Origin of the sequence: Nonomuraea longicatena (genome assembly GCF_039525605.1) — a bacterium.
GTDB classification, from domain to species: domain Bacteria; phylum Actinomycetota; class Actinomycetes; order Streptosporangiales; family Streptosporangiaceae; genus Nonomuraea; species Nonomuraea longicatena.
In genome coordinates, this window is sequence record NZ_BAAAHQ010000037.1 from 59,805 (window position 1) to 82,357 (window position 22,553).

Consider the following 22,553-nt stretch of genomic DNA (forward strand, 5'->3'; position numbering starts at 1 on the left):
AGCGCGATTATCTACTCCAACCCCACCAGAACGTGAGCTTCCACCCGTTCGTCCTTGCCTTTCAGGTTCAGCTTCCCGAGAGGTCTGGTCCGCGCCCGGCCGTCCAGCCGGGTCAGCGTGCTCGCGCCGATCACCACCGTGCCCGGCTCGGCCAGCGTCTGCAGCCGCGCCGCCACGTTCACCGAGTCGCCCATGGCGTTGAACCCGCGTAACTGCGGGCTGCCGATGTTGCCCACCAGCGCGGGACCGGTGTTGACCCCGATCCGGAAAGCCGGCCAGTCCGATTCGCCGCCCGCCGCCGCTGCCGCCGCCTCCTGCATCCGCAGGGCCGCACGGCAGGCCGCCGCCGCGTGGTCCTTCTGTGTGGCGGGCGCGTTGAACAGCGCCAGCAGCGCGTCGCCGACGAACTGCACGATCGTGCCGCCGTTGTCGAGCACACACGGCACGGCCGCCGTGTGATACCGGTTGAGCATCTCCACGATCTCGCCGGGGGAGACCCGCTCCGAGAACGTCGTGAACCCCTTCAGGTCCGCGAACAACGCCGTCAGCTCCCGCACCTCGCCGCCGAGCGCCGCCTGCCCCGGGTCGGCCAGCAGCGCGTTGGCCACGTCCGGCGACATGTACTGCCGGAAGAGCGTGTTGAGCTCCTGGTAGAGACGGGCGTTCTCAAGCGCGATCGACACCTGCCCGGCGAGGGTGGCCGCCAGCGCCTCGTCGCGTTCCGAGCCGCCCAGCGGCACCTCCAGCGCCCCCGCCAGACGGCCCTTGACCGTCAGCGGGTAGGCGATCCGCTCGCCGCGCCGCTCGGGGCGGGCGTCGGGGAAACCGTACTCGCGCGAGCCGACGCACACTCGCCCGTCGGCCACCAGGCCGATCCGCACGTCCCCGTACGCCCGGCGGACCCGGTCGAGCGCCGAGGCGAGGAAGTCCTGCTCCGGCAGGCCCACCCGGGTCTGCGCGCCCACGTCCACCAGCGCGGCCAGCCGCTCGGACAGTTCTCGCTCACCGGCCAGCGCCTGGCCCGCGCGGTCGAAGACCGCCGTCTGGCGTTCGGTGAGCTGGAACCGGCCCGCCAGCCGGGAGGCCGCGAGCGGCTCGCCGCGCCGTACGTGGTCGACCAGCTCTTCCAGGGCGCGGTCGTAGTCGGCCTGGATCCGGGCGACCGTGGCGGGCAGCGCCACCGCGTCGAACAGGCCCGCGCTCGACCCCTCGCGCCGGAACTGCAGGTAGGCGCTGTAGGCGACGAAGGCGAAGGCCAGCGTGAGCAGCAGGTGCCACAGCCACCACGACAGGTGCCAGTTGAGCTGCGACATGCCCGCGACCACGGCCTCCGCCAGCAGGGCGTAGGCGGTGACCAGGCTGATCAGCATCGCCGACGGGCGGCGGCGGTGCAGGCGGAACAGGAGCAGGGCGGCGGCGCCGTACAGGGCGACGGCCGGAAGGGAGGCCCACAGCGGCCACGGCGTGGCCGAGTGCGCCGGTGCGCTGAGCGGGGTGAGCCCGGGGACGAGCGAGGCCGCCCCCCACAGCGCCAGCAGGCCCAGCAGCAGGCCCCTGACGAGGTGCTGCGCGGCGAGTACGGCGGCGCAGGCCCGCTCGCCCAGCGGCAGTGCGGAGGCGAAGGCGAGCACCGAGGCGACGCCCAGCCCGGCCTGCTGGCCGACGTCGAAGCCGAGCGATCCGCGGGGCAGGATCACCCCCGGCGTGGCCAGTCCGTGCAGGAGGAAGAAGCCCGCGCAGGTCAGGAAGACCGTCGAGACCAGGAACAGGCGCGCGTCGCGGCGGCGCCGGGCCGCCTCGCCGACGATCAGTCCGAGCCCGACGTTGACCCCGGCGACGGCGAGGATCGCCCAGAAGTGGATGGGGTTGTGCTGCCAGAAGGCGTTGAGTCCGGGCTGGGCGAGCAGCAACCACAGGCCCAGCATGGGGATGGCCAGGTGGAGCGCCCACACGAGTGCGCGGACGGGCTGTGTGGCCGGCGGGAGGAAGGGACGGTCGGTCGGCACGGCATGCCCTCCGTGGTGGACGTAGCCCGATTATCCCTGTCGGGGCCGTGTCGTTTTACCCATGGAGTCAGTCAGGATCAGTTCGGATAGTTCGTCACATTCTGTAAGTTACAAACACGTTATGTAGTCATGTAACCCTTTGGAACGGTTCAGGCGTGAACCTCATGCTCACCATGAGCACCAGTTTTCACCGGAAGGACCATCGTGGCTCTCAAGAATCGCGCGCTCCCGCTCGCAGCGGCGGGCGCGCTGGCCGCCGCTCTGCTGACCGTCGGGGGTACGGCGACCGCCTCCTCCGCCGCCTCCACCACCGTGGGCGAGGTGCACGCCTGCGTGCACAAGAAGTCGCGTTACGCGCGCATCGTCAAGCCCACCACCCCGTGCCGTAAGACCGAGGAGCGGGTCGTGATCGGCGGCGGCGACACCCGGCAGGCCACTTCCGGCGTTCAGGGGCCGCAGGGCGACCGGGGCGCCCCCGGCCCGAAGGGCGACCAGGGCCCGGCGGGTCCCGCAGGCCCCGCAGGCCCCGCAGGCCAGAAGGGCGCGACCGGCCCCGCAGGAAAGCAGGGCGAGCAGGGCCCCCGTGGCGAACAGGGTCCCCGTGGTGAGCAGGGTACTCGCGGTGAGCAGGGTCCCGCCGGACTCAGGGGCGAGGACGGCAAGCCGGGCGCCAAGGGCGAGCAGGGCGAGCGCGGCCCGGTCGGCCCCGAGGGTCCGCAGGGCGCTGCGGGCAAGCCGGGAGAGAACGGCAAGCCCGGTGCCAAGGGCGACCAGGGCCCGAAGGGTGAGACCGGCCCGGCCGGAAAGCAGGGCCCGCAGGGTGAGCGTGGCCCGCAGGGCCCCAAGGGCGACCCGGGCACCGGCGCCAACTTCTCGACCTACGTCGTGGAGGACGACTTCAGCGGCTCGTCGGGCTCGGTCTCCTGCAAGAGCGGCGACATGGTGACCGGCGGCGGATTCTCCGGCGTCTCCGGCAGGTACCAGGTCGCCAGCAGCATGCCCTCGGGCACGAGGGGCTGGTCGGTCAGCCTCACCAAGGGCTACGACGACGATGACGACAAGCGAGCCGTCAACAGCGGCACAGACAGCGGCACCGGCAAGGACACGGGCACGGGCACGGACGCGGGCAACACCGGCAAGGGCACCGGTGGCACCACCAACAGCGGCGGGACCAACCCCACCGAGCCCAAGACGTACGGCGGCGGCCACGGCGGCGGAGGCGGCACCGTCTACGCCGTCTGCCTCAAGAAGGGCTGACGCCCACGAAAGCGGCCCTTCGCCGCTGAGGCGGCGAACGGGCCGAGGAACGTGGCAGGCGGGCGATCCCTCGCCGCCGAGGCGGCGGAAGGGGCCGGAGTGCACCGGCCCCTTGACGTCGGCGCGCAGGTCAGGACATCAGCGCGGGCAGCGTCGCCTCGTGCGTCCGCCTGAGCTCGTCCACCGGGACGTCGAACAGCCCTTCGACCACCAGCGCCCCGCCACCGGTGGCCCCCAGGCCGTAGCACGGCAGCTCGTGCTCGGCGCACAGCGCCGCGAACTCGTCGAACGCCTCAGGCCGGACCGTCACCAGCGCCCGCGCCGCCGACTCGCTGAACAGGTCGGTGAAGGCGTCACCGCCGAGCGAGACCGTGGCGCCGACCCCGGCCGCGAGGCACGACTCGGCCAGTGCGACGGCGAGCCCGCCGTCCGACAGGTCGTGCGAGCCCGCGAGCAGCCCCCGCCGCGCCGCCTCGACCAGTACGGTCGCCAGCGCGGCCTCCGCCGCCAGATCGGCCGCCGGCGGCAGCCCGCCCAGGTGCTCGTGGACGACGTGCGCCCACTCGGACCCGCCGAACTCCGCCCGCGTCTCGCCCAGCAGCACGACCTTCAGCCCCTCGGCGGTGAACCCGGAGCGCACCCGCTTGGCCACGTCCTCGATCACCCCGAGCACGCCGACGACCGGCGTCGGGTGGATGGCGGAGGCCCCCGTCTGGTTGTAGAAGGAGACGTTGCCGCCCGTCACCGGTACCCCGAGGGTGCGGCAGGCGTCGGCCAGGCCGCGTACGGCCTCGGCGAACTGCCACATGACCTCGGGGTCCTCCGGCGAGCCGAAGTTGAGGCAGTTGGTGACGGCCAGCGGCTCGGCCCCGGTGACCGCGACGTTGCGGTACGCCTCGGCCAGCGCGAGCTGCGCACCGGTGTACGGGTCGAGCCGGGCGTAGCGGCCGTTGCCGTCGGTGGCGAGCGCGATGCCCCGGGTCGTCGGCTCGGCGCCCGCGATGGCCTCGGAGATGCGCAGCATGCCGGCGTCGGCAGGCTGGGCCAGCACCGTGTTGGAACGGACGTACCGGTCGTACTGGGAGGTCACCCAGTCCTTGGCGGCCAGGTTCGGCGAGCCGAGCAGCTGCAGCAGCGTGGCCCGCAGGTCGGTGGGCCGCTCCAGCCGGTCGGTGGTGTCGGCGTTGAGCGCCGCCTGGTCGGCGGGCTCGTGGAAGGGCCGCTCGTAGACCGGGCCGTCGTCGGCGGCGGTGCCCGGCGGGATGTCGACGATGATCTCGCCGTCCCACGTCATGACCAGCCTGCCGGTGTCGGTCACCTCACCGATCACGACGGCGGGCACATCCCACTTGTCGCAGATCGCCATGAACGCCGGGATGTCGGCGGGCGTGACCACCGCCATCATCCGCTCCTGCGACTCGCTCATCAGGATCTCCTCCGGCCGGAGCGAGGGATCGCGGAGCGGGACCAGGTTGAGGTCGACGTGCATGCCGCCGGTGCCCTTGGCGGCCAGTTCGGTCGTGGCGCAGGAGACGCCGGCCGCGCCGAGGTCCTGGATGCCGACGACCACGTCGGCCGCGTAGAGCTCAAGGCAGCACTCGATGAGCAGCTTCTCCATGAACGGGTCGCCCACCTGTACGGCGGGCCGCTTGGCCTGCGACTCGTCCTCGAACGTGGCGGAGGCCAGCACCGACGCGCCGCCGATGCCGTCGGGGCCGGTCGAGGCGCCGAACAGCACGACCTTGTTGCCGGGGCCGGGCGCGGTGGCCAGCTTGATCTGGTCCTTGCGCAGCAGGCCCACGCACAGGGCGTTGACCAGCGGGTTGCCGATGTAGCAAGGGTCGAAGACGACCTCGCCGCCGATGTTGGGCAGGCCGAGGCAGTTGCCGTAGGAGGAGATGCCCTCGACGACGCCGGGCAGCACCCGCTTGGTGTCGGCCTGGTGGGCGCCGCCGAAACGCAGGGAGTCCATGACGGCGATCGGGCGCGCGCCCATCGACATGATGTCGCGCACGATGCCGCCGACGCCGGTGGCCGCGCCCTGGTGCGGCTCGACGTACGACGGGTGGTTGTGCGACTCGATCTTGAAGGTGGCCGCCCAGCCATCGCCGATGTCCACGACCCCGGCGTTCTCGCCCATGCCGACGAGCAGCGCCTCGGACTTGGGCGCCTTGGTGCCGAACTGGCGCAGGTGCACCTTGGACGACTTGTAGGAGCAGTGCTCGGACCACATGACGCTGTAGATGGCCAGTTCGGAGCCGGTGGGACGGCGGCCCAGGATGTCCTTGACCCGGTCGTACTCGTCCTGCTTCATACCGAGTTCGGCGAACGGCATCGCCTCGTCCGGCGTCTCCGCCGCACGCTTCACGGAGTCGGTGTTCACGCGTTCACCAGCTTCTTGAGGATGGAGGTGAAGAAGCCGCGGCCGTCGGTCGACGGGGCGCCGACGAGGTCCTCGACCGCGTGCTCCGGGTGCGGCATGAGGCCGACGACGTTGCCCGCCTCGTTGGAGATGCCCGCGATGTCGTTGAGGGAGCCGTTGGGGTTGCCTCCGGCGTACCGGAAGACGACCCGGCCGTTCGACTCCAGGTCGGCGAGGGTGTCGGCGGAGGCGACGAAGCGGCCCTCACCGTGCTTGATCGGCAGCAGGATCTCCTGGCCGGGCGCGAAGTCGGAGGTCCAGGCGGTCGCGGTGGACTCGACCCGGATCGGCTGGTCGCGGCAGATGTAGTGGAGCGAGGCGTTGCGCGTCAGTGCGCCGGGCAGCAGGTGCGCCTCGCAGAGGATCTGGAAACCGTTGCAGGTGCCGAGCACCGGCAGGCCCGCGCGCGCGGCCGGGATCAGTTCCGCCATCAGCGGCGCGAACCGGGAGATCGCCCCGCACCGAAGGTAGTCGCCGTAGGAGAAACCGCCCGGCAGGAACACCGCGTCGACCCCGTCGAGGTCGTGGTCGGCGTGCCACAGCGGCACCGCCTCGGCGCCCGCGAGACGGACGGCCCTGGCGGCGTCCTGATCGTCGAGTGTGCCGGGAAACGTGACTACGCCCACACGGGCAGCGCTCATGACTTGTCGTCCCCTCCGAGGATGCGCGCCACTAAGGCGGTGGCGTCCGCAGCGCTGCCTAGGGTATCCGGTGCCCGTGCGGCGCTCTCACGAGGACTCGTGCGGGGTGACCCCGCGCGATCAGACGGCGGCCAGTTCGCGGGCGTGCGCGCGCCCGGCCTCGGCCTCCTCGTCCCACGCCAGCCGCTTACGCAGGTGGACGGTGGTGCCCCGGCCCGGCGTCACGCCGAAGGAGATCTCGTCGACCACCGAGCGCATGATGAGCAGCCCCCGGCCGTTCTCGGTCTCGGGGGGCGGGAAGTGCAGCGGCATCGACGGCAGGCCGTCGCCGTTGTCGACGATGCGGACGTCGCACCGGCCGTAGCCGATCGCGGCGCTCACCTCGTAGCGGTTGGCGGGCCCCCCGTGCCGAACCGCGTTGGAACAGGCCTCGGACACCGCGAGCAGCATGTCGGAGATGCAGGACTCACTCACGTTGAGTGAGCGCATCGCATCGCCTAGCACTCGCCTGACCATCGGTATGCCGATCGCATCCCGTGGCAGTGCCAGCGAGAACTCAATATCCACCGGACCCCTCCCGGCGCCAGAATGTCACCTGAAGGAGGTTTCCCCGTGAAATCAGGGCTAACCGCAAAATCACGTTGTTGTTATTTAGTGTTGGTAAGCCCGTGGCATTGTGGCATGGGCGGACCCGGCTTTAAGCCGTCAGGGGGAAATCCGGTGCCAATAGTGCACTTCTACCCCTCGACCCGCACCACGTAGTCCTCGATCACCGTGTTGGCCAGCAGCGTCTCGGCCATCTTTCGGACGTCCGCAAGTGCCTCTTCAGTGGCCGGGCCGTCGATCTCCAGCTCGAAGCGCTTGCCCTGGCGCACGGCGGAGACGCCGGAGAAACCCAGCCTCGGCAGCGCGCGGGCGATGGCCTGACCCTGGGGGTCGAGGATCTCCGGCTTGAGCATGACGTCGACGATGACGCGCGTCACCTGTGGCCTCCTGGGGTTGCGGTCCGGTGCTGAGGGCCAAGCCTAGTGCCAGGCACGCGAGCGGGATCGCGGGGATGACGTAGCGCACGTCCCAGCCCGTCAGCAGGGGCGGCAGCACGATCAGCGCGAGCGCGACGGCCACCGGCAGCAACGCCTCCCACCGCCTTCTGACCGCGGCCAGCGTGGCCGCCGCCGCCAGCACCGCCATCACCATCGGGTACGGCAGATAGCCCCACCGCTGGTAGCCGCGCAGCCAGCCGGTGTACGGCGCGACCAGCCGGGTGGCCGCCGGACCCCGTTCGTAGCGTTCGGCGATCTCGTCCTGCACCGGCCGCTCGGCGAGCGGGAAGTGGTACGGGTTGCGCCTGCCGCCCACTCTGGGGGGCTCCGTCCGCTCCCAGCGCAACACCTGCCCCAGGTCCTTCGCGACCGCCGCGAGGTAGTCGCCCGGCTGGGCGAGGATCGCGGCCCTGGCGAAGGCGCCCGCCCGCGCGTTGCGCTCCTTCGACGGGAACTGCTTGAGCTTCGGCCCCCACACCCAGAACGCCGGTGCGGGCCGCTGCCCGACCGGCAGGCCGGGGCAGAGCCGGGTGTCCCGCGGCCGGATCACCGCGCAGTCGGCGAAGCTCATCGTGCGCGCCCACAGGAACATGCCGTCGGCCCCGGTCAGCGTGTACGCGCCGGTGGTGAGGCCGCTCCAGGCGAGGTAGCCGCCGATCGGCAGCAGCGCGGTCAGCCCGAGGGCCACCAGCCGCCGCCGTGCCCGATGGCCGGAGGCGACCTGGATCAGCGCGTACGCCAGGCCGATCACCAGGACGGGCAGCCCGATCGTGCGGGTGAGCGTGGCCGCCGCGAGCAGGGCGCCGGCCAGGCCGTACCGGCCGGCGAGGAGGGCGAGCACGGCGCCGGTCACCAGCGCGAGGAACTGCGCGTCCGCCATGATCATGTGCTCGGCCAGGATCAGGAACTCGTCGAGCAGGATCGGTGAGACGAGAAGCGCCGCCCCCCACCCCGGCAGCCCGCGCCGGTGGAGTAACGCATAGACCGAAACCCCGACCGCGAGCCCGATGAGGTGCTGGACGGCCGTGACGAGCGCGAGGCTGTGCAGCGGACGCAGCAGGGCCAGGAAGAGCGAGTAACCCGCAGGCCGGAACGTTCCGGGCGCTGGATCGCGAAGGTAGCTGAAGGAGTCCGCCCAGAACCACAGCGCGGGCGGGTATCCGGCCATGGCCGTGAGCCGGAGCGCCACGGCGGGCACCAGCAGCGCAAGCAGCACCCAGTGCGCCCGGAGAAGGGCGAACGCGCGCGATGACGATTCCAAGAGGCCCCCGAGCCGGTGATTTACTCGCTTCTCGCCACTTCTTGGGGGAATGGTTCACGGGCGTTTCGAAGGGAAGGGGAGCAGTGGGGCTTGCGCGGGGGGCTGTGGCCTCTGTCACGATGTCCCCATATGCGGACGAACCACCACCACATGGTCCGGACGCCAACAAGGCTGGACAGAGGTGGCAACCCCATCCAAACCGGCCCCGACCGCACAGGAGTGGCACGTGACCGTCGACGCCTCTCGTGGTGCTGACGCACCTCCGGAGCTCGTCCAGTTGCTCACCCCCGAGGGGGAGCGGGTCGAGCACCCCGACTACGACATCGACCTGACCCCGGAAGAGATCAGGTCCCTCTACCGCGACCTGGTGCTGGTCCGCCGCATCGACCTGGAGGCCGTCGCCCTCCAGCGGCAGGGCGAACTCGGCATCTGGGCCTCGCTGCTCGGCCAGGAGGCCGCCCAGATCGGATCAGGACGCGCGCTCACCGACGCCGACATGGCCTTCCCGACCTATCGTGAGCACGGCGTCGCCTGGTGCCGCGACGTCGACCCGGTGAAGCTGCTCGGCCTGTTCCGAGGCGTCAACCACGGCGGGTGGGACCCGAAGGAACACAACTTCCACCTGTACACGATCGTGATCGGCAGCCAGACCCTGCACGCCGTCGGCTACGCCATGGGCATCCAGCGCGACGACGCCAGCGCCGCCACCATCGCCTACTTCGGCGACGGCGCCACCTCCCAGGGCGACGTCAACGAGTCCTTCATCTGGGCCAGCGTCTTCAACGCGCCCATCGTCTTCTTCTGCCAGAACAACCAGTGGGCCATCTCCGAGCCACTGGAGAAGCAGACCCGCATCCCCCTGTACCGCCGGGCCTCCGGCTTCGGCTTCCCCGGCATCCGCGTCGACGGCAACGACGTGCTCGCCTGCCTCGCCGTCACCCGCAAGGCGCTGGCCGACGCCCGCAGCGGGCAGGGCCCGACGCTCATCGAGGCGTTCACCTACCGGATGGGCGCCCACACCACCACCGACGACCCCACCCGCTACCGCGTCGCCTCCGAACTGGAGGCGTGGAAGCTCAAGGACCCGATCGAGCGGGTCAGGTCATACCTTTTCAAGAGCGCATGGGCGGGACAGGACTTCTTCGACGACGTGGACGCCGAGGCCGACCGGCTCGGCGCCGACCTGCGCCGCCGCTGCCTGGCGATGCCGGACCCCCTCCCGCTCGACATCTTCGACCACGTATACCGTGAGCCGCACGCGCTGATCGACGAGGAGCGCGCCCAGTTCGCCGCCTATCTGGAAGGGTTCGACGCATGACGGTGCTCAGCCTGTCCAAGGCGCTCAACGAGGGGATGCGCAGGGCCATGGAGGACGACTCCAAGGTCCTCATCATGGGGGAGGACGTCGGCAAGCTCGGCGGTGTCTTCCGCGTCACCGACGGCCTGCAGAAGGACTTCGGCGAGGACCGGGTGATCGACACCCCGCTCGCCGAGTCCGGCATCATCGGCACCGCCATCGGCCTGGCCCTGCGCGGTTACCGGCCGGTCTGCGAGATCCAGTTCGACGGCTTCGTCTTCCCCGCCGCCGACCAGATCATCACCCAGCTCGCCAAGATGCCGATGCGTTCCCTCGGCGCGATCAAGCTGCCGGTGGTCGTACGGATCCCCTGCGGCGGCGGCATCGGCGCGGTCGAGCACCACAGCGAATCGCCCGAGTCGTACTTCACCCACACCGCCGGCCTGCGTGTGGTGGCCTGCTCCAACCCGCGCGACGCGTACTCGATGATCCAGCAGGCCATCCGCTGCGACGACCCGGTGATCTTCTTCGAGCCCAAGCGCCGCTACTGGGAGAAGGCCGACGTCGACACCTCGGCCACCGACTGGTGGACCCCGCTCCACCAGGCCGAGGTCGTCCGCCCCGGCACCGGCCTCACCCTGCTCGCCTACGGGCCGATGGTGAAGACCTGCCTGGAGGCGGCCGAGGCGGCGGCGGAGGAGGGCCGGTCGCTGGAGGTCGTCGATCTGCGCTCGCTCAACCCGCTGGACACGCCCCGGGTCATGGAGTCCGTACGGAAGACGGGCCGGGCCGTGGTCGTGCACGAGGCCCCCGTCTACAGCGGTTTCGGCGCCGAACTCGCCGCGCGGATCACCGAGCAGTGCTTCTACAACCTGGAGTCGCCGGTGCTGCGCGTCGGCGGGTTCTCGACCCCGTACCCGCCCTCGAAGCTCGAAGACCACTACCTGCCCGACCTCGACCGGGTGCTCGACGCCGTCGACCGCGCCTTCGCCTACTGAGAAGGGGGACTTCATGCGACGTGAGTTCAAGCTCCCCGACGTCGGCGAAGGGCTGACGGAGGCGGAGATCGTCCGCTGGCACGTCAAGTCGGGCGATGCGGTCAAGGTCAACCAGATCGTCGTCGAGATCGAGACGGCCAAGTCGATCGTCGAGCTGCCGATCCCTTGGGACGGGGTGGTCGCCGGGCTGATGGCGGAGGAGGGGCAGACGGTCGACGTCGGCCTGCCCATCATCGCCGTGGACACTGCGGAGGCCGGGGAACCGGGCGAGGCCGCCGCGCCGGGGGGTGACCGTACTGGGGCGCCGGCCGAGGACCTGGTGCCGCGTCCTCCGGAGGAGGGCGCCGTCGAGCCCGGTGTGGTGGGCAGCCCCGCCCCCAAGGAGGAGCGACAGGCGGTCCTGGTCGGCTACGGCGTCAAGACGAGCAGCGCCAAACGCCGCCCCCGCAAGACGGCCCCGGTGAACACGGCCCCGGTGGGCGCCGCCGCGCCCGAGTCCCCGACGATCCCCGCGCCGCCGGTGGCCAACCCGGCGCGGACGGAGGTCCTGAGCTCGGTGACGGCCCCGCAGAGCGGACCGCCCGCTGTCGCCGTCCTGGCCAAGCCGCCCGTGCGCAAGCTCGCCAAGGACCTCGGCGTCGATCTGGCCGCGCTCAGGGGCACCGGCCCGCAGGGTTCGATCACCCGCGAGGACGTCCACGCGGCCGCCGAGACCCCTGCGGCACCCGCCGCGACCCCCTCCACCCTCGCGAGCGAGACGGAGGAGCGGATCCCCGTCAAGGGCGTGCGGAAGATGACCGCGCAGGCCATGGTCGCCAGCGCGTTCACCGCCCCGCACGTGACGGAGTTCCTCCAGGTGGACGCCACCGAGACCATGGCCGCCGTACGGCGCCTGCGGGCGGTGCCGGAGTTCGCGGAGGTCAAGGTGTCACCGCTGCTCCTGGTGGCCAAGGCGGTGCTGGTCGGCCTGGCCCGCTACCCGATGATCAACTCCACGTGGGACGAGCCGGCACAGGAGATCGTGGTCAAGCGCCACGTGAACCTGGGCATCGCCGCCGCCACCCCCCGCGGCCTGCTGGTGCCCAACGTCAAGGGCGCGCACACGCTCTCGCTGCCCGCTCTCGCGGCCGGGCTCGGCGAACTGGTCGAGACGGCCCGCGCGGGCCGTACCCAGCCCGCCGAGATGTCGGGCGGCACGTTCACGATCACCAACGTGGGCGTGTTCGGCGTGGACGCGGGCACCCCGATCATCAACCCGGGCGAGTCGGCGATCCTGGCCTTCGGCCAGATCCGCGACCTGCCGTGGGTGGTGGACGGCGAGCTGGCCGTACGGAAGGTCACCACGCTGTCGCTGTCGTTCGACCACCGGGTGATCGACGGCGAACTGGGTTCGCTGTTCCTGCGCGACGTCGGCGCGATGCTGGAGGACCCGCTCCGCATGCTGGCCTGGAGCTGACCGGCCTCCCGGTGCGGGCCGACCGGCCCGCGCCGGGACAACCCGCCGAAAGCCGTCCGCCCGCACCGGGGCGACCGCCGAGGCCGTGTCCTCCGGTGGCCCGGCGGTGGCCCGCCCCCTAGGCTGAGCCGCATGATCCGTCACATCGTGCTGCTCACCTGGACGGCAGAGGCCACCGACGAGCAGAAGGCCGCCGTGGCCGAAGGGCTGTCCGCGCTTCCGGGGCAGATTCCGCAGCTCGGCGAGTACATCGTCGGCCACGACCTGGCGCTGGCCGAGGGCACCGCGGACTTCGCGATCGTCGCCGAGTTCGCGTCGGTCGCCGACTTCGAGACCTACCGCGACCACCCGGCCCACCAGCAGGTCATCGCCGAGCGCATCAAGCCGATCCTGGCCGGACGCCTGGGGGCGCAGATCGAGCTCTAGGCCAGGCAGGACAGCGGACGGCCGCCGTTGAAGGCGATCATGTCGCCGATGGCGGCGGCCAGGTCGATCGGCGCCCCCGGAGGAGCCCCGCCCAGTTCGGCGTAGGCCCGATGCAGGTTGCCCACCAGCCGCTCGGCGTCCAGCAGCCCCGCCCACGGCCCGAGGTCGGTCTCCCTGGCGGTCTCCAGCGGGCTCAGCCCGGCCGCCCGGCCGCGCCCGGCGGTCTCGCGCACGAAGCGCAGGTAGTCGCGCACGGTGGCGATCACCTCGGGCCCGCACGGCTCGCCGTGACCGGGCACGATCGTCTCCGCGCCGAGCCCCTCCAACTCGCCGAGCACCTCGATCGCGCCCGCGATCGACCCCGACAGCATGAACGGCGTCCCGCCGTTGAAGACCAGGTCGCCGGAGAACAGCACCCGGTGCTCCGGGATCCACACGATCGAGTCGTTGGTGGTGTGGGCGGGCCCGCCCACGTGCCGGACCTCGCACCGCAGCTCGTCGGACCAGAGCGTGACGCCGCCGGTGTAGGTGAGGAACGGCGCCGCCACCTCCATCCGCCCCCACTCGACCTCGGCCGACCAGGCGCCGAGGTAGCCGGGCACCCCTTCGGCGAGGATCGCCTGCCGGGTCAGCTCGTGCGCCACGATCGTGGCCTCGGGGAACAGATGGTTGCCGAAGGTGTGGTCGCCGTGGTGGTGGGTGTTGACCAGCGTGGTGACCGGCCGGCCGCTGACTCGCCCGATCGCCTCCCGCAGTGCCAGGGTGCGCCGCTCGGTCGAGCAGGCGTCGACGGCGATCACGCCGCGCCGTCCGGCGAGGAAGCCGGTGTTGTTGATCCACCAGCTTCCGTCGGGCTGAACGTAGGCGTAGACGCCGTCGGCGACCTCGTGCACGCGCGGCGGTGGCAACCGGCTCATGCCGAGGACCCTAACCGAGAAGGGACCCTGACCGAGAAGGACCGCCCGCCGAAGGAGCGGACGGTCCTCAAAAGGTCTCTGGAACCCCTCTAGAACGCGGCTTCCGGCAGTTCCATGAGCTCCAGGCCGGTGGCGTCGAGCACCCGGCGCTCGGTCGCGATCCTGGGCAGCACGGTGGTGGCGAAGAAGCTCGCCGCCGCGACCTTGCCCTGGTAGAAGGCGTCCTCGCCGTCGGCCAGGCGCTCCAGGGCGACCTCGGCCTGGCGCAGCAGCAGCCAGCCGATGACCAGGTCGCCGAGCGACAGCAGCAGCCGGGTGGTGTTGAGCCCGACCTTGTAGACCTCCTGCGGCGACTCCAGCGAGCCGAGCGCCCAGCCGGCCATCCGGTCGCCCATGGCCTTGACCTCGGCGGCGGCCTCGGCGAGCAGCTTGCGCTCCTCCTTGAGGCGGCCGTTGCCCGCCTCGGAGGCGGCGAAGGCGTTGATCTCGCCCAGCAGCGAGCCGACGGCGGCGCCCTGGTTGCGGAGGATCTTGCGGAAGAACAGGTCGAGGCCCTGGATCGCGGTCGTGCCCTCGTACAGGGAGTCGATCCTGGCGTCCCGGATGTACTGCTCGATCGGGTAGTCCTGCAGATAGCCGGAGCCGCCCAAGGTCTGCAGCGAACGCGACAGCAGCTCGTACGAACGCTCTGAGCCGACGCCCTTGACGAGCGGGAGCAGCAGGTCGTTCATGGCGTGCGCGTCGCGGTCGTCCGGGTTGAGTTGGATCGTGTCCTGGAAGGTGGCCGTGTAGAGCACCAGGGCGCGCATGCCCTCGGCGTACGACTTCTGGAGCATGAGCTCGCGGCGCACGTCGGGGTGGTGGCTGATGGTGACGCGCGGGGCGCTCTTGTCGGTCATCTGGGTCAGGTCGGCGCCCTGGACGCGGGACTTCGCGTACTCCAGCGCGTTCAGGTAGCCGGTGGACAGCGTGGCGATGGCCTTGGTGCCGACCATCATGCGGGCGTGCTCGATGATCATGAACATCTGCTTGATGCCCTCGTGCACCTCGCCGACCAGGGTGCCGATCGCCGGGTGCTTGTCGCCGAAGGTGAGCTCGCAGGTCGTGGAGACCTTCAGGCCCATCTTCTTCTCGACGTTGGTGACGTAGGCGCCGTTGCGCTCGCCGAGTTCGCCGGTGGCGAGGTCCACGTGGTACTTCGGCACGAGGAACATCGACAGGCCCTTGGTGCCGGAGGGGTGGCCCTCGGGGCGGGCGAGCACCAGGTGGAAGATGTTCTCCGCCATGTCGTGCTCGGCGCTGGTGATGAAGCGCTTGACGCCCTCGATGTGCCAGGTGCCGTCGGGCTGCCGGATCGCGCGGGCGCGGCCGGCGCCGACGTCGGAGCCCGCGTCGGGCTCGGTGAGCACCATGGTGGCGCCCCAGTTGCGCTCGATGGCCAGTTCGGCGAAGCGCTTCTGCTCGGGCGTGCCGGTCTGCCACAGGGTGTAGGCGAAATTGGGGCCCGCGGCGTACATGTAGAGGGCGGGGTTGGCGCCCAGCACCATCTCGGCCGTCGCCCACGCGAGGCTGCGCGGGATTCCGGGCCCGCCCAGGTCGGCGGGCAGGTCCAGGTGCGCCCAACCGCCCTCGACCAGCGCGTTGAAAGACTTCTTGAAGCCCTCGGGTACGGTGACCTCGCCGGTCGCCGGGTCGAACACCGGGGGAGTCCGGTCGCCCTCCTCGAAGGAGTCGGCGAGAACCGTGGTGGACAGGCGGTCGACCTCTTCGAGGATGGTGCGGGCAACATCCTCGTCAACTTCCGCGTAGGGCCCGGTGCCGAGGATGTCACGGCGGCCGAACACCTCGAAGAGGTTGAATTCAAGATCACGCACGTTGCTCTTGTAGTGCCCCATGGCTGCTGATCTCCTTGAACCCGCGGCTAAAATCTACTGATGAGTAACCTTACTAGGAATGCTACCCGCGGGTAACCACTGATATGCGTGGCATGCTCGTCTCCATGGACGCCGAAGAACTCTCCGCCCTGTGGCGGACGCGCCTGGGTTCGTGGGCCATCCCCGACTCGATCCTCGCGCGTGCCCCGGTCGATCCGTGGGGCCACGACCCCGCCAGGTTCACCACCCGTGACGAAAGCGCGTTCGCCGAAGCCGACCGAAGCCCGACCATGAGCAGGATCGTGGAGGCGCTGCCCGAGGGCGGCAGCGTCCTCGACGTCGGCGCGGGCACCGGAGCCGCCTCCCTGCCCCTGCACGGCCGGCTCGGCACCGTCGTCGCGGTCGACACCTCGCCCGCCATGCTGTCCCACCTGTGCGCCACCGCCGACGAACTCGGCGTCAAGGTCGTCGGCGTCGAGGGCCGCTGGCCGGACGTGGCCGCCCAGACCCAGGACGCCGACGTCGCGGTCGCCGCGCACGTCGCCTACAACGTGCCGGACCTCGACGTCTTCCTGTGCGCCCTCGACGCGCACGCCAGGCAGCGCGTGGTCCTCGAACTCACCCACCGCCACCCGATGAGCTGGCTCACCCCGCTGTGGGAGCACTACCACGACCTGAGCAGGCCCGCGCGGCCCATCGCGGAGGACGTGGTCGCCCTCGCGGCCGCGCTCGGCTTCGGGGTGCGGGTGGAGGAGCGGGAGGCCCCGATGGAGCGCTTCAGCACCCTCGGCGAACTGGCCGAGAGCGCCTGCCGCCGCCTCTGCCTCGACCCGGCCATGGCCCCGGAGGTCGCCGACACCGCGATGGAACTCGGCATGTGGCCGGTGCCGCGCGACCGGTGGGTGACGATCTGGTGGGAATCATCCGGGCAGTCATGACGTTGTGACGGTTGAGCCGAGAGCTCCCGGACGAGACGCGCCGTACCCGGAACGCCAAGACGACGCACGACCTTGTCGTCTCGTCTGTCAGGGAGTTTCCCGTGGCCTGGATCATCCTCGTTCTCGCCGGTGTCCTCGAAGTCGTGATGGCGCTGTCGCTCAAGCTGAGCAACGGCCTGTCGCACGTGTGGTGGACCGTATCCTTCCTCGCCTTCGCCGTCGCCAGCTTCGGGCTGCTCTCCTACGCGCTGAAGTCGCTGGAGGTCGGCACCGCCTACGCGGTGTGGACCGGCATCGGCGCCGTCGGCACCGCCGTCCTCGGCATGATCTGGATGGGGGACGACGTGTCCTTCGCCCGGATCGCCAGCATCGCGCTCATCGTCATGGGTGTGATCGGCCTCAACCTCGCGGGCGCCGCCCACTGACCCTGAACGCAGAATCAGGGTTGCGCCCCGATGCGGGCAGGGGGCGCCGCGAGGCAGTCTGAGGCCATGAACGAGATCAGCCGCCGCGACGAGATGTCGCTCTCCGGCGCCGCCCTGCGCGGCGCGCCCTGGAAGGCCGCCGCGGTCGGCGGTGCCGCTGTCACCGCCGTCGGGTGGGTGGTGTCCGGCTTCGACGACCTCACCTGGGCCCTCAGCCTCGGCATCAGCCTGTTCGCGCTGGTCGCCGCGATCGGCTCGGTCGCCAAACCGGACGTCGGCGACCGGGCCACCCGCCAGGCCCGGCAGTGGGCGCTGCGCCACCCGTGGCGCTTCTCGCTGCTGCCCGCCGGGATCGTGGCCCTGCTCAGCTACCCGGTGCAGCTCGTGATCGACGGCGAGGGCATGTTCGGCGCCGCCTTCGACGCGATCTGGCACGGTGCCCTCGTCTACCTGATCACGGGCGTACTGACCTTCGTCATGCAGGGGCGCGGCCGCGAGAAGAGCTGACACTCAGGCAGGCGCCCCCCTCTCGGCGCTGCTGCGGCAGACGCAGAACTCGTTGCCCTCGGGGTCGAGCATCGTCACCCAGCCGGTGCCGTCGGGCCTGCGGTGGTCCTCGAAGACCCGGGCGCCCAGCGCGAGCATCCGCTCGACCTCCTGGTCACGGGTGCCGCCGTCGGCGGAGCTGACGTCCAGGTGGACCCGGTTCTTCCCGGACTTGGCCTCGGGCACCCGGATGAACAGCAGGAACGGGTCCTGCTTCGTACGCAGCATGACCTCGTCGTCGCCCGGCTGGTCGCCGGCCCCCAGGGGCAGCCCGGTCGCCTCGCTCCACCAGCTGGCCAGGGCGTACGGGTCGGCGGAGTCGATGGTCACCGCGTGGATCTCAAGCATGCCCACCACCCAAGCCGAATCCCGGCGAAAGCGTCAAGCTGGTTACCATGCCCCCCATGGAGCACCCTGCCATCGAGGCCCTGACCACCGCCGATGCCGAGCGCCTGCGCGAGGCTCGCCTGCGCGCCCTGGCCGACTCGCCGGACTCCTTCGGCTCCTCCTACGAGCGTGAGGCGGCCTTCTCCGCGGACAAGTGGGCCGAGCGCCTGTCGAACCCCGACGGCCGGTGGTTCGCCGCCACCGCAGGGGGCAGGATCGTGGGTCTCGTCTGCGGCCTGGAGGAACACCCCGGCCACGTGCACCTGCTGTCCATGTGGGTCGATCCCGCCGCACGCGGCACGGGCGTCGGCACCCGGCTGGTCGAGGAGGTCGTCGCGTGGGCCCGCGCCCGCGAGGCCGTCGAGATCGGCCTGTGGGCGGTCGACCGCAACCACGCCGCCCGCGCCCTCTACGCCCGCTTCGGCTTCGTCCCGAGCGGCCGGGTGATGGCGCTGCCGTCCAACCCGGCGCTGATGGAGTCGCACTACCTGCTGTCGCTGGTCTTCCGTACGGCCCGCGCCGACGACCTCGCCGCCGTCGTGGACCTGATCGCCGACGACCGGATCGCCGCCCGGCGCACCGGCACCTACGGCGATACCCACCGCACCGCCTTCGAGGCGATCTCCGCCGATCCGAACAACGAGCTGATCGTGGCCGAGCTCAAGGGCGAGATCGTCGGCACCATGCAGCTCACCTACATCCCCGGCATCTCCCGCGACGGCGCCACCCGCCTGCTCGTCGAGGCCGTACGGGTCGCCGCACACCTGCGCGGCCAGGGCTGGGGCCGCCGGATGATGGAGTGGGCCCACGCCAGGGGCCGGGCCAGGGGTTGCGCGATGGTGCAGCTCACCTCCGACAAGCAGCGCGAGGACGCCCACCGCTTCTACCGGGGGCTGGGCTACGCCCAGTCGCACGAGGGCTTCAAGCTTCCACTGGGCTGAGCTCCACGATGTTGTCGTGGTAGAGCGCGCCTCTGCCCATGTCGGCGTCGCGCTCGGCCACCACGGCGTTCACGTTGCCACCGCCGGGGCTCAGCTTGGGCCAGCGGCCCTTCGGCGAGGCCACCACGCCGGGCGCGACCCGGTCGCTGATCTCGACGTCGGCCAGGAACTCGCCGCTCGCGTTGTGCACGCGTACCCGCCGGCCGTCCGTCAGGCCGCGCGCCGCCGCGTCGGCCGCGCTGACCAGCACCACCGGGTTCTTGGCCCGCCGCAGCAGCTCGGGGTTGTTGCCGAAGGTGCTGTTGAGGAAGGTGTGCGCGGCGGGGGTGATGAGCGTCAGCCCGTCCTTGCCCGCCGTGTACGGCGGCACGTACGCCTCGCCGGAGCGCGGGAACCGCATCCGCCCCGACGGCGTGGGGAAGCCCTCGGCGAACGGCGCGAACGGCTTCGGGTAGTTCATCCGCACCCAGCCCTCCTTGCGCAACCGGTCGAGCGTGACGCCCTCCAGCGACGGGTGCCCGCTCGACAGCAGTTCCTCGGCCAGCTCCAGGTCGGAGGCGAACAACGACGGCTCGGTCATCCCCATGTGCGCCGCCAGGCGGCGGAAGGTCTCGGTCGTGGACAGGCACTCCCCGGCGGGGGCGGTCGCCGGCTCGTTCCACAGCAGGTACAGGTGGCCGTATCCGGCGTGCAGGTCCATGTGCTCGGTCTGCATGGTCGCGGGCAGCACGATGTCGGCGTAGTCGGCCGTGTCGGTCGGGAACTGCTCCATGACGACCGTGAACAGGTCCTCCCGCTGGAGCTGCTGCCGGATGCGGCTCGTGTCCGACGTGGACGACAGCGGGTTGGCGCCGTACACGAACAGGCACTTCACCGACGGCAGCTCACTGGCCATCCGGGTCATCGTGCGCAGGCGCGCCGGGGCGGGGAGCAGGTCGTCGCGGGTGTCGATGTTCAGCTTGACGTGGTCGCTCGTCGAGTAGGCCAGGCCGCCGCCCGGGTGGCGCCAGTCGCCGGTGACACCGGGGATCGCGGCCAGGGTGCGCAGCGCGGCGCCGCCGCCCGCGTGCCGCTGCAGCCCCATCGTGGCGCGGATCGCGGTCGGGCGGGTGCGCGCCAGGCGGGTCCCCAGCCTGTGGACGGCGTCGGCGGGGATACCGGTGATCTCCGCCACCCGTTCGACCGGATAGCTCATGATCTCGGCGCGGAAGTCCTCCCAGCCGCTCGTGTGGGCGGCCAGGTACTCCTCGTCCTGCGCGCCCTCGGCCAGGACCACGTTGAGCAGGCCGAGCGCCAGCACCGCGTCGGTGCCCGGCCGGATCGCCAGATGCTCGTCCGCCTGGTCGGCCGTACGGGTCCTGATCGGGTCGATCGCGACGACGTGCGCGCCCGCCGCCTTGGCGTCCTGGATGAACTTCCACAGGTGGTGTCCGCTGGTCAGCGTGTTGGTGCCCCAGAGCAGGACGAGCTTGGCCAGGGCGAAGTTCTCCGGATCCATGCCGCCCGCGGTGCCGTTCGCGCGGTGCAGGCCGGTGCTGCCCGCCGCCGAGCAGATGTTGAGCCAGTGCTTGGAGGCGCCGAGCACGTTCCAGAAGCGGCGGCCCGCGACGCCTTCGCAGCCTTGCAGGTAGCCGAGCGAGCCGGTCCCGTTGTAGGGCCAGACGGCCTCGCCGCCGTGCTCGTCCACGGTCCGCCGCAGCCGCGTGGAGATCTCGTCGAGGGCCTCGTCCCAGGTGATGCGCTCGAACCGGCCCGACCCCTTGGGGCCCGTACGGCGCAGTGGGTACAGCAGCCGGTCGTCCGCGCGGGTGTGCTCCAGGTAGCGGTTGACCTTCACGCACAGGGCGCCCCGAGTGTACGGCTGGTCGGGGTTGCCGCGCATCTTGGTGGCCCGGCCGTCCTCGACGGTCACGATCCACGAGCACGTGTCGGGGCAGTCCAGCGGACATGCCCCCAAAACCACCTTATTTCCCGACATACTGGCCAGCTTACGAGAGAGCGCCCCGAGCGTGCCCGGGGCGCTCTCCGGCATCGGCCCTCAGCCGGCGGCCCCGCGGCCGCAGGCTCGCAGGCTCGCCGTGTCAGCTCGCGGCCGAGGCCGGGTCGTGCCCGTGCTCCATGGACCGCTTCGCGGCCGGTACGGCGTGCGGCGCCCCCGGCCGGTGGATGGCGTCCAGCGCCGCCTCCGAGTAGACGTACTTCCCGGCCAGCATCGCGATGGCGTCGGAGTTCACGTCCAGCGCCGTGTCGCTGATGTTGCGGATGTCGTCGCAGTCACCGTGGTAGCACGGGTCGTACGGGATGCCCGCCGTGCCGCCGAAGAGCGCGGCCTCCTCTGCCGTCTTCCGCTTCTCCGCGCCCGTGAACAGACCGCCGCCCGCGATCCCGGCGTCGATGAACGCCTTGTAGTCCGAGCGCCCGTCGAACTCGCTCGGCTTGTGGGGCAGCCCGCGCCCGGCGTAGAAGTCCTGGAAGTCCTTCTCAAGCTGCGCCGAACCCTGCGGCCCCGGTACGCCGAAGGCGTCCCCGTCCCCGTCGTACACCTGGTAGACGAAGTTCGGCGAGGCCACCATGTCGTAGTTCAGGTACAGCCCGATCTTGTCCTTCTCGGCCTGCGGCAGCGTCTCGACGTAGTGCTTGGAGCCCAGCAGTCCGAACTCCTCGGCGCCCCAGAACCCGAACCGCACCTGGTTGGCGGGCTTGTGCTTCGCCATCCGGAGCGCGACCTCCAGCAGCGCGGCCGTCCCGGAGCCGTTGTCGTTGATGCCCGGCCCCTCCTGGACGCTGTCCAGATGCGCGCCCATCATGACCACGTTGTCCGCGCGCCCGCGCCGCGACTCGGCGATCACGTTGTACGTCGTGCGCTGCTCGACGATCGGGTCCCAGTTGAGCTTGACCGTGGCGCCGGCCGTCGCGGCGAGGTCGGAGCCCGCCGCGAAGCTCGCGAAGAACGCCGGGATGGTGATCGACGGGTCGCTCAGCGTCGGGTTCAGGTCGACCTCGGTGCGCCCGTCCTGGCCCTCGTTGAAGACGATGGCGGCGGAGGCGCCCGCCTCCTGCGCGTTCTTGACCTTGACCGCGAAGTTGCAGGTGCCGCGCTGGAGCAGCGCGACCCCGCCGGCGGTGAAGCCGGCGAAGTCGCCGGCTTCGCAGCCCGACGTGGACGACGGCGTGGGCGCCGGGGGCAGCACCAGGTCGACGGCCTGGATCCGCCCTTCGGCGCCGCCGGACGGCGAGCCGCTCATGGCCACGTAGTCGTTGAAGAAGCCGTTCTTCCACGTCTTCGGGCTCGGCGAGACCCGCTGCATCACGGGCGGCGTCTTGTAGCCGTCGAAGGTGAACTCGAACGGCTGGACCGTCACCTTGTACCCGGCGCCGCGCAGCAGCGCGGCCACGTAGTCGCGGGAGCGGTCGTAACCGGGTGTGCTGGAGACGCGGGTGCCGCCGCTGGCCCTGGCGATGGCGTCGAGGACCCGCAGGTGCCGCTTGACCTTGTGTCCCTTGACGTCCTGGACGAGTTTGCGGGCCGGGTCCCCGCCACGGTCGGCGTGTGCGGGGGCGGCGGCGAGTATGGGGGCGAGTAACGGTGTGACGAGTACGACGGCGGTCGCGACGACGATGCGACGACGCATGGATCTCCTCAAGCAGAGTGACGAGTCCCCCGATGGCGTGAAAAATATGCCTTGGAGGGTCTTGTGGGGAAGATGTGGATTTGCCC

19 protein-coding genes and 1 riboswitch are annotated in these 22,553 nt (G+C 71.1%); of the genes, 9 read left to right on the forward strand and 10 right to left on the reverse strand.

Annotation, left to right across the window (positions count from 1 at the left end; genetic code table 11):
• Window positions 1-11: 11 nt before the first annotated feature.
• Complete coding sequence (locus ABD120_RS29625) at window positions 12-2,006, reverse strand: adenylate/guanylate cyclase domain-containing protein (protein ID WP_343953448.1); 1,995 nt, start codon at window positions 2,004-2,006, stop codon at window positions 12-14.
• Between the two features lie 204 nt (window positions 2,007-2,210).
• Between ABD120_RS29625 and ABD120_RS29630 the strand changes: the two genes are divergently transcribed.
• The gene (locus ABD120_RS29630; RefSeq protein WP_343953449.1) at window positions 2,211-3,263 is read left to right on the forward strand and encodes a collagen-like domain-containing protein; all 1,053 of its coding nucleotides are present in this window, start codon (window positions 2,211-2,213) and stop codon (window positions 3,261-3,263) included.
• A gap of 130 nt (window positions 3,264-3,393) precedes the next feature.
• On the opposite strand, the gene purL is transcribed toward ABD120_RS29630, so the two are convergent.
• The 4 genes from purL to purS form a co-directional block, all read right to left on the reverse strand.
• The gene (gene purL, locus ABD120_RS29635) at window positions 3,394-5,598 is read right to left on the reverse strand and encodes a phosphoribosylformylglycinamidine synthase subunit PurL (protein ID WP_343953472.1); all 2,205 of its coding nucleotides are present in this window, start codon (window positions 5,596-5,598) and stop codon (window positions 3,394-3,396) included.
• 44 nt (window positions 5,599-5,642) lie between these two features.
• Entirely contained in the window at window positions 5,643-6,326 is a 684-nt protein-coding gene (purQ, locus tag ABD120_RS29640) for a phosphoribosylformylglycinamidine synthase subunit PurQ (protein ID WP_343953450.1), read from the reverse strand.
• A 120-nt stretch (window positions 6,327-6,446) separates the two neighbouring features.
• Window positions 6,447-6,842 (reverse strand): ATP-binding protein, encoded by a 396-nt coding sequence (locus ABD120_RS29645; RefSeq protein ID WP_343953473.1) that lies wholly within the window; start codon window positions 6,840-6,842, stop codon window positions 6,447-6,449.
• Window positions 6,843-7,063: 221 nt separating this feature from the next.
• A complete protein-coding gene (purS, locus tag ABD120_RS29650; protein ID WP_343953451.1) occupies window positions 7,064-7,309 on the reverse strand; it encodes a phosphoribosylformylglycinamidine synthase subunit PurS in 246 nt (81 codons plus the stop codon).
• Window positions 7,310-8,856: 1,547 nt separating this feature from the next.
• On the opposite strand from purS, the gene pdhA reads away from it, so the two are divergent.
• The 4 genes from pdhA (at window position 8,857) to ABD120_RS29670 (ending at window position 12,807) form a co-directional block, all read left to right on the forward strand.
• Window positions 8,857-9,948 carry a pyruvate dehydrogenase (acetyl-transferring) E1 component subunit alpha gene (gene pdhA, locus ABD120_RS29655; protein WP_343953452.1) on the forward strand — a complete coding sequence of 364 codons (1,092 nt, stop codon included), beginning with the start codon at window positions 8,857-8,859 and terminating at the stop codon, window positions 9,946-9,948.
• The gene (locus ABD120_RS29660; protein WP_343953453.1) at window positions 9,945-10,925 is read left to right on the forward strand and encodes an alpha-ketoacid dehydrogenase subunit beta; all 981 of its coding nucleotides are present in this window, start codon (window positions 9,945-9,947) and stop codon (window positions 10,923-10,925) included. The genes pdhA and ABD120_RS29660 overlap by 4 nt, the downstream gene beginning before the upstream one ends.
• Window positions 10,926-10,938: 13 nt before the next feature.
• The gene (locus tag ABD120_RS29665; RefSeq protein WP_343953454.1) at window positions 10,939-12,381 is read left to right on the forward strand and encodes a dihydrolipoamide acetyltransferase family protein; all 1,443 of its coding nucleotides are present in this window, start codon (window positions 10,939-10,941) and stop codon (window positions 12,379-12,381) included.
• A 132-nt stretch (window positions 12,382-12,513) separates the two neighbouring features.
• A complete protein-coding gene (locus ABD120_RS29670) occupies window positions 12,514-12,807 on the forward strand; it encodes a Dabb family protein (protein WP_343953455.1) in 294 nt (97 codons plus the stop codon).
• Here ABD120_RS29670 and ABD120_RS29675 read toward each other — a convergent pair.
• Together ABD120_RS29675 and ABD120_RS29680 are read right to left on the reverse strand one after the other, a co-directional pair.
• The gene (locus ABD120_RS29675) at window positions 12,804-13,724 is read right to left on the reverse strand and encodes an MBL fold metallo-hydrolase (RefSeq protein ID WP_343953456.1); all 921 of its coding nucleotides are present in this window, start codon (window positions 13,722-13,724) and stop codon (window positions 12,804-12,806) included. The two genes, ABD120_RS29670 and ABD120_RS29675, sit on opposite strands and share 4 nt — an antisense overlap.
• Before the next feature lie 89 nt (window positions 13,725-13,813).
• Entirely contained in the window at window positions 13,814-15,619 is a 1,806-nt protein-coding gene (locus tag ABD120_RS29680; RefSeq protein ID WP_343953458.1) for an acyl-CoA dehydrogenase, read from the reverse strand.
• 104 nt (window positions 15,620-15,723) lie between these two features.
• On the opposite strand from ABD120_RS29680, the gene ABD120_RS29685 reads away from it, so the two are divergent.
• The 3 genes from ABD120_RS29685 (at window position 15,724) to ABD120_RS29695 (ending at window position 17,468) form a co-directional block, all read left to right on the forward strand.
• Entirely contained in the window at window positions 15,724-16,536 is an 813-nt protein-coding gene (locus ABD120_RS29685; protein WP_343953459.1) for a class I SAM-dependent methyltransferase, read from the forward strand.
• Window positions 16,537-16,546: 10 nt separating this feature from the next.
• A riboswitch (guanidine-III (ykkC-III) riboswitch) is annotated at window positions 16,547-16,605 on the forward strand.
• Between the two features lie 32 nt (window positions 16,606-16,637).
• Entirely contained in the window at window positions 16,638-16,961 is a 324-nt protein-coding gene (locus ABD120_RS29690; RefSeq protein WP_343953461.1) for a DMT family transporter, read from the forward strand.
• Between the two features lie 66 nt (window positions 16,962-17,027).
• Window positions 17,028-17,468, forward strand: coding sequence for a hypothetical protein (locus ABD120_RS29695; RefSeq protein WP_343953462.1), 441 nt, complete (start codon window positions 17,028-17,030; stop codon window positions 17,466-17,468).
• 3 nt (window positions 17,469-17,471) lie between these two features.
• Here the strand turns inward: ABD120_RS29695 and ABD120_RS29700 are convergent, their stop codons facing one another.
• Window positions 17,472-17,855 carry a VOC family protein gene (locus ABD120_RS29700; protein WP_343953463.1) on the reverse strand — a complete coding sequence of 128 codons (384 nt, stop codon included), beginning with the start codon at window positions 17,853-17,855 and terminating at the stop codon, window positions 17,472-17,474.
• Window positions 17,856-17,911: 56 nt separating this feature from the next.
• Between ABD120_RS29700 and ABD120_RS29705 the strand changes: the two genes are divergently transcribed.
• Window positions 17,912-18,835, forward strand: a complete 924-nt coding sequence (locus ABD120_RS29705) for a GNAT family N-acetyltransferase (protein ID WP_343953464.1) — start codon at window positions 17,912-17,914, stop codon at window positions 18,833-18,835.
• On the opposite strand, the gene ABD120_RS29710 is transcribed toward ABD120_RS29705, so the two are convergent.
• Complete coding sequence (locus ABD120_RS29710) at window positions 18,816-20,813, reverse strand: molybdopterin-containing oxidoreductase family protein (protein ID WP_343953465.1); 1,998 nt, start codon at window positions 20,811-20,813, stop codon at window positions 18,816-18,818. The genes ABD120_RS29705 and ABD120_RS29710 overlap by 20 nt on opposite strands.
• 103 nt (window positions 20,814-20,916) lie before the next feature.
• The gene (locus ABD120_RS29715) at window positions 20,917-22,467 is read right to left on the reverse strand and encodes a M28 family peptidase (RefSeq protein ID WP_343953466.1); all 1,551 of its coding nucleotides are present in this window, start codon (window positions 22,465-22,467) and stop codon (window positions 20,917-20,919) included.
• Window positions 22,468-22,553 lie beyond the last annotated feature (86 nt).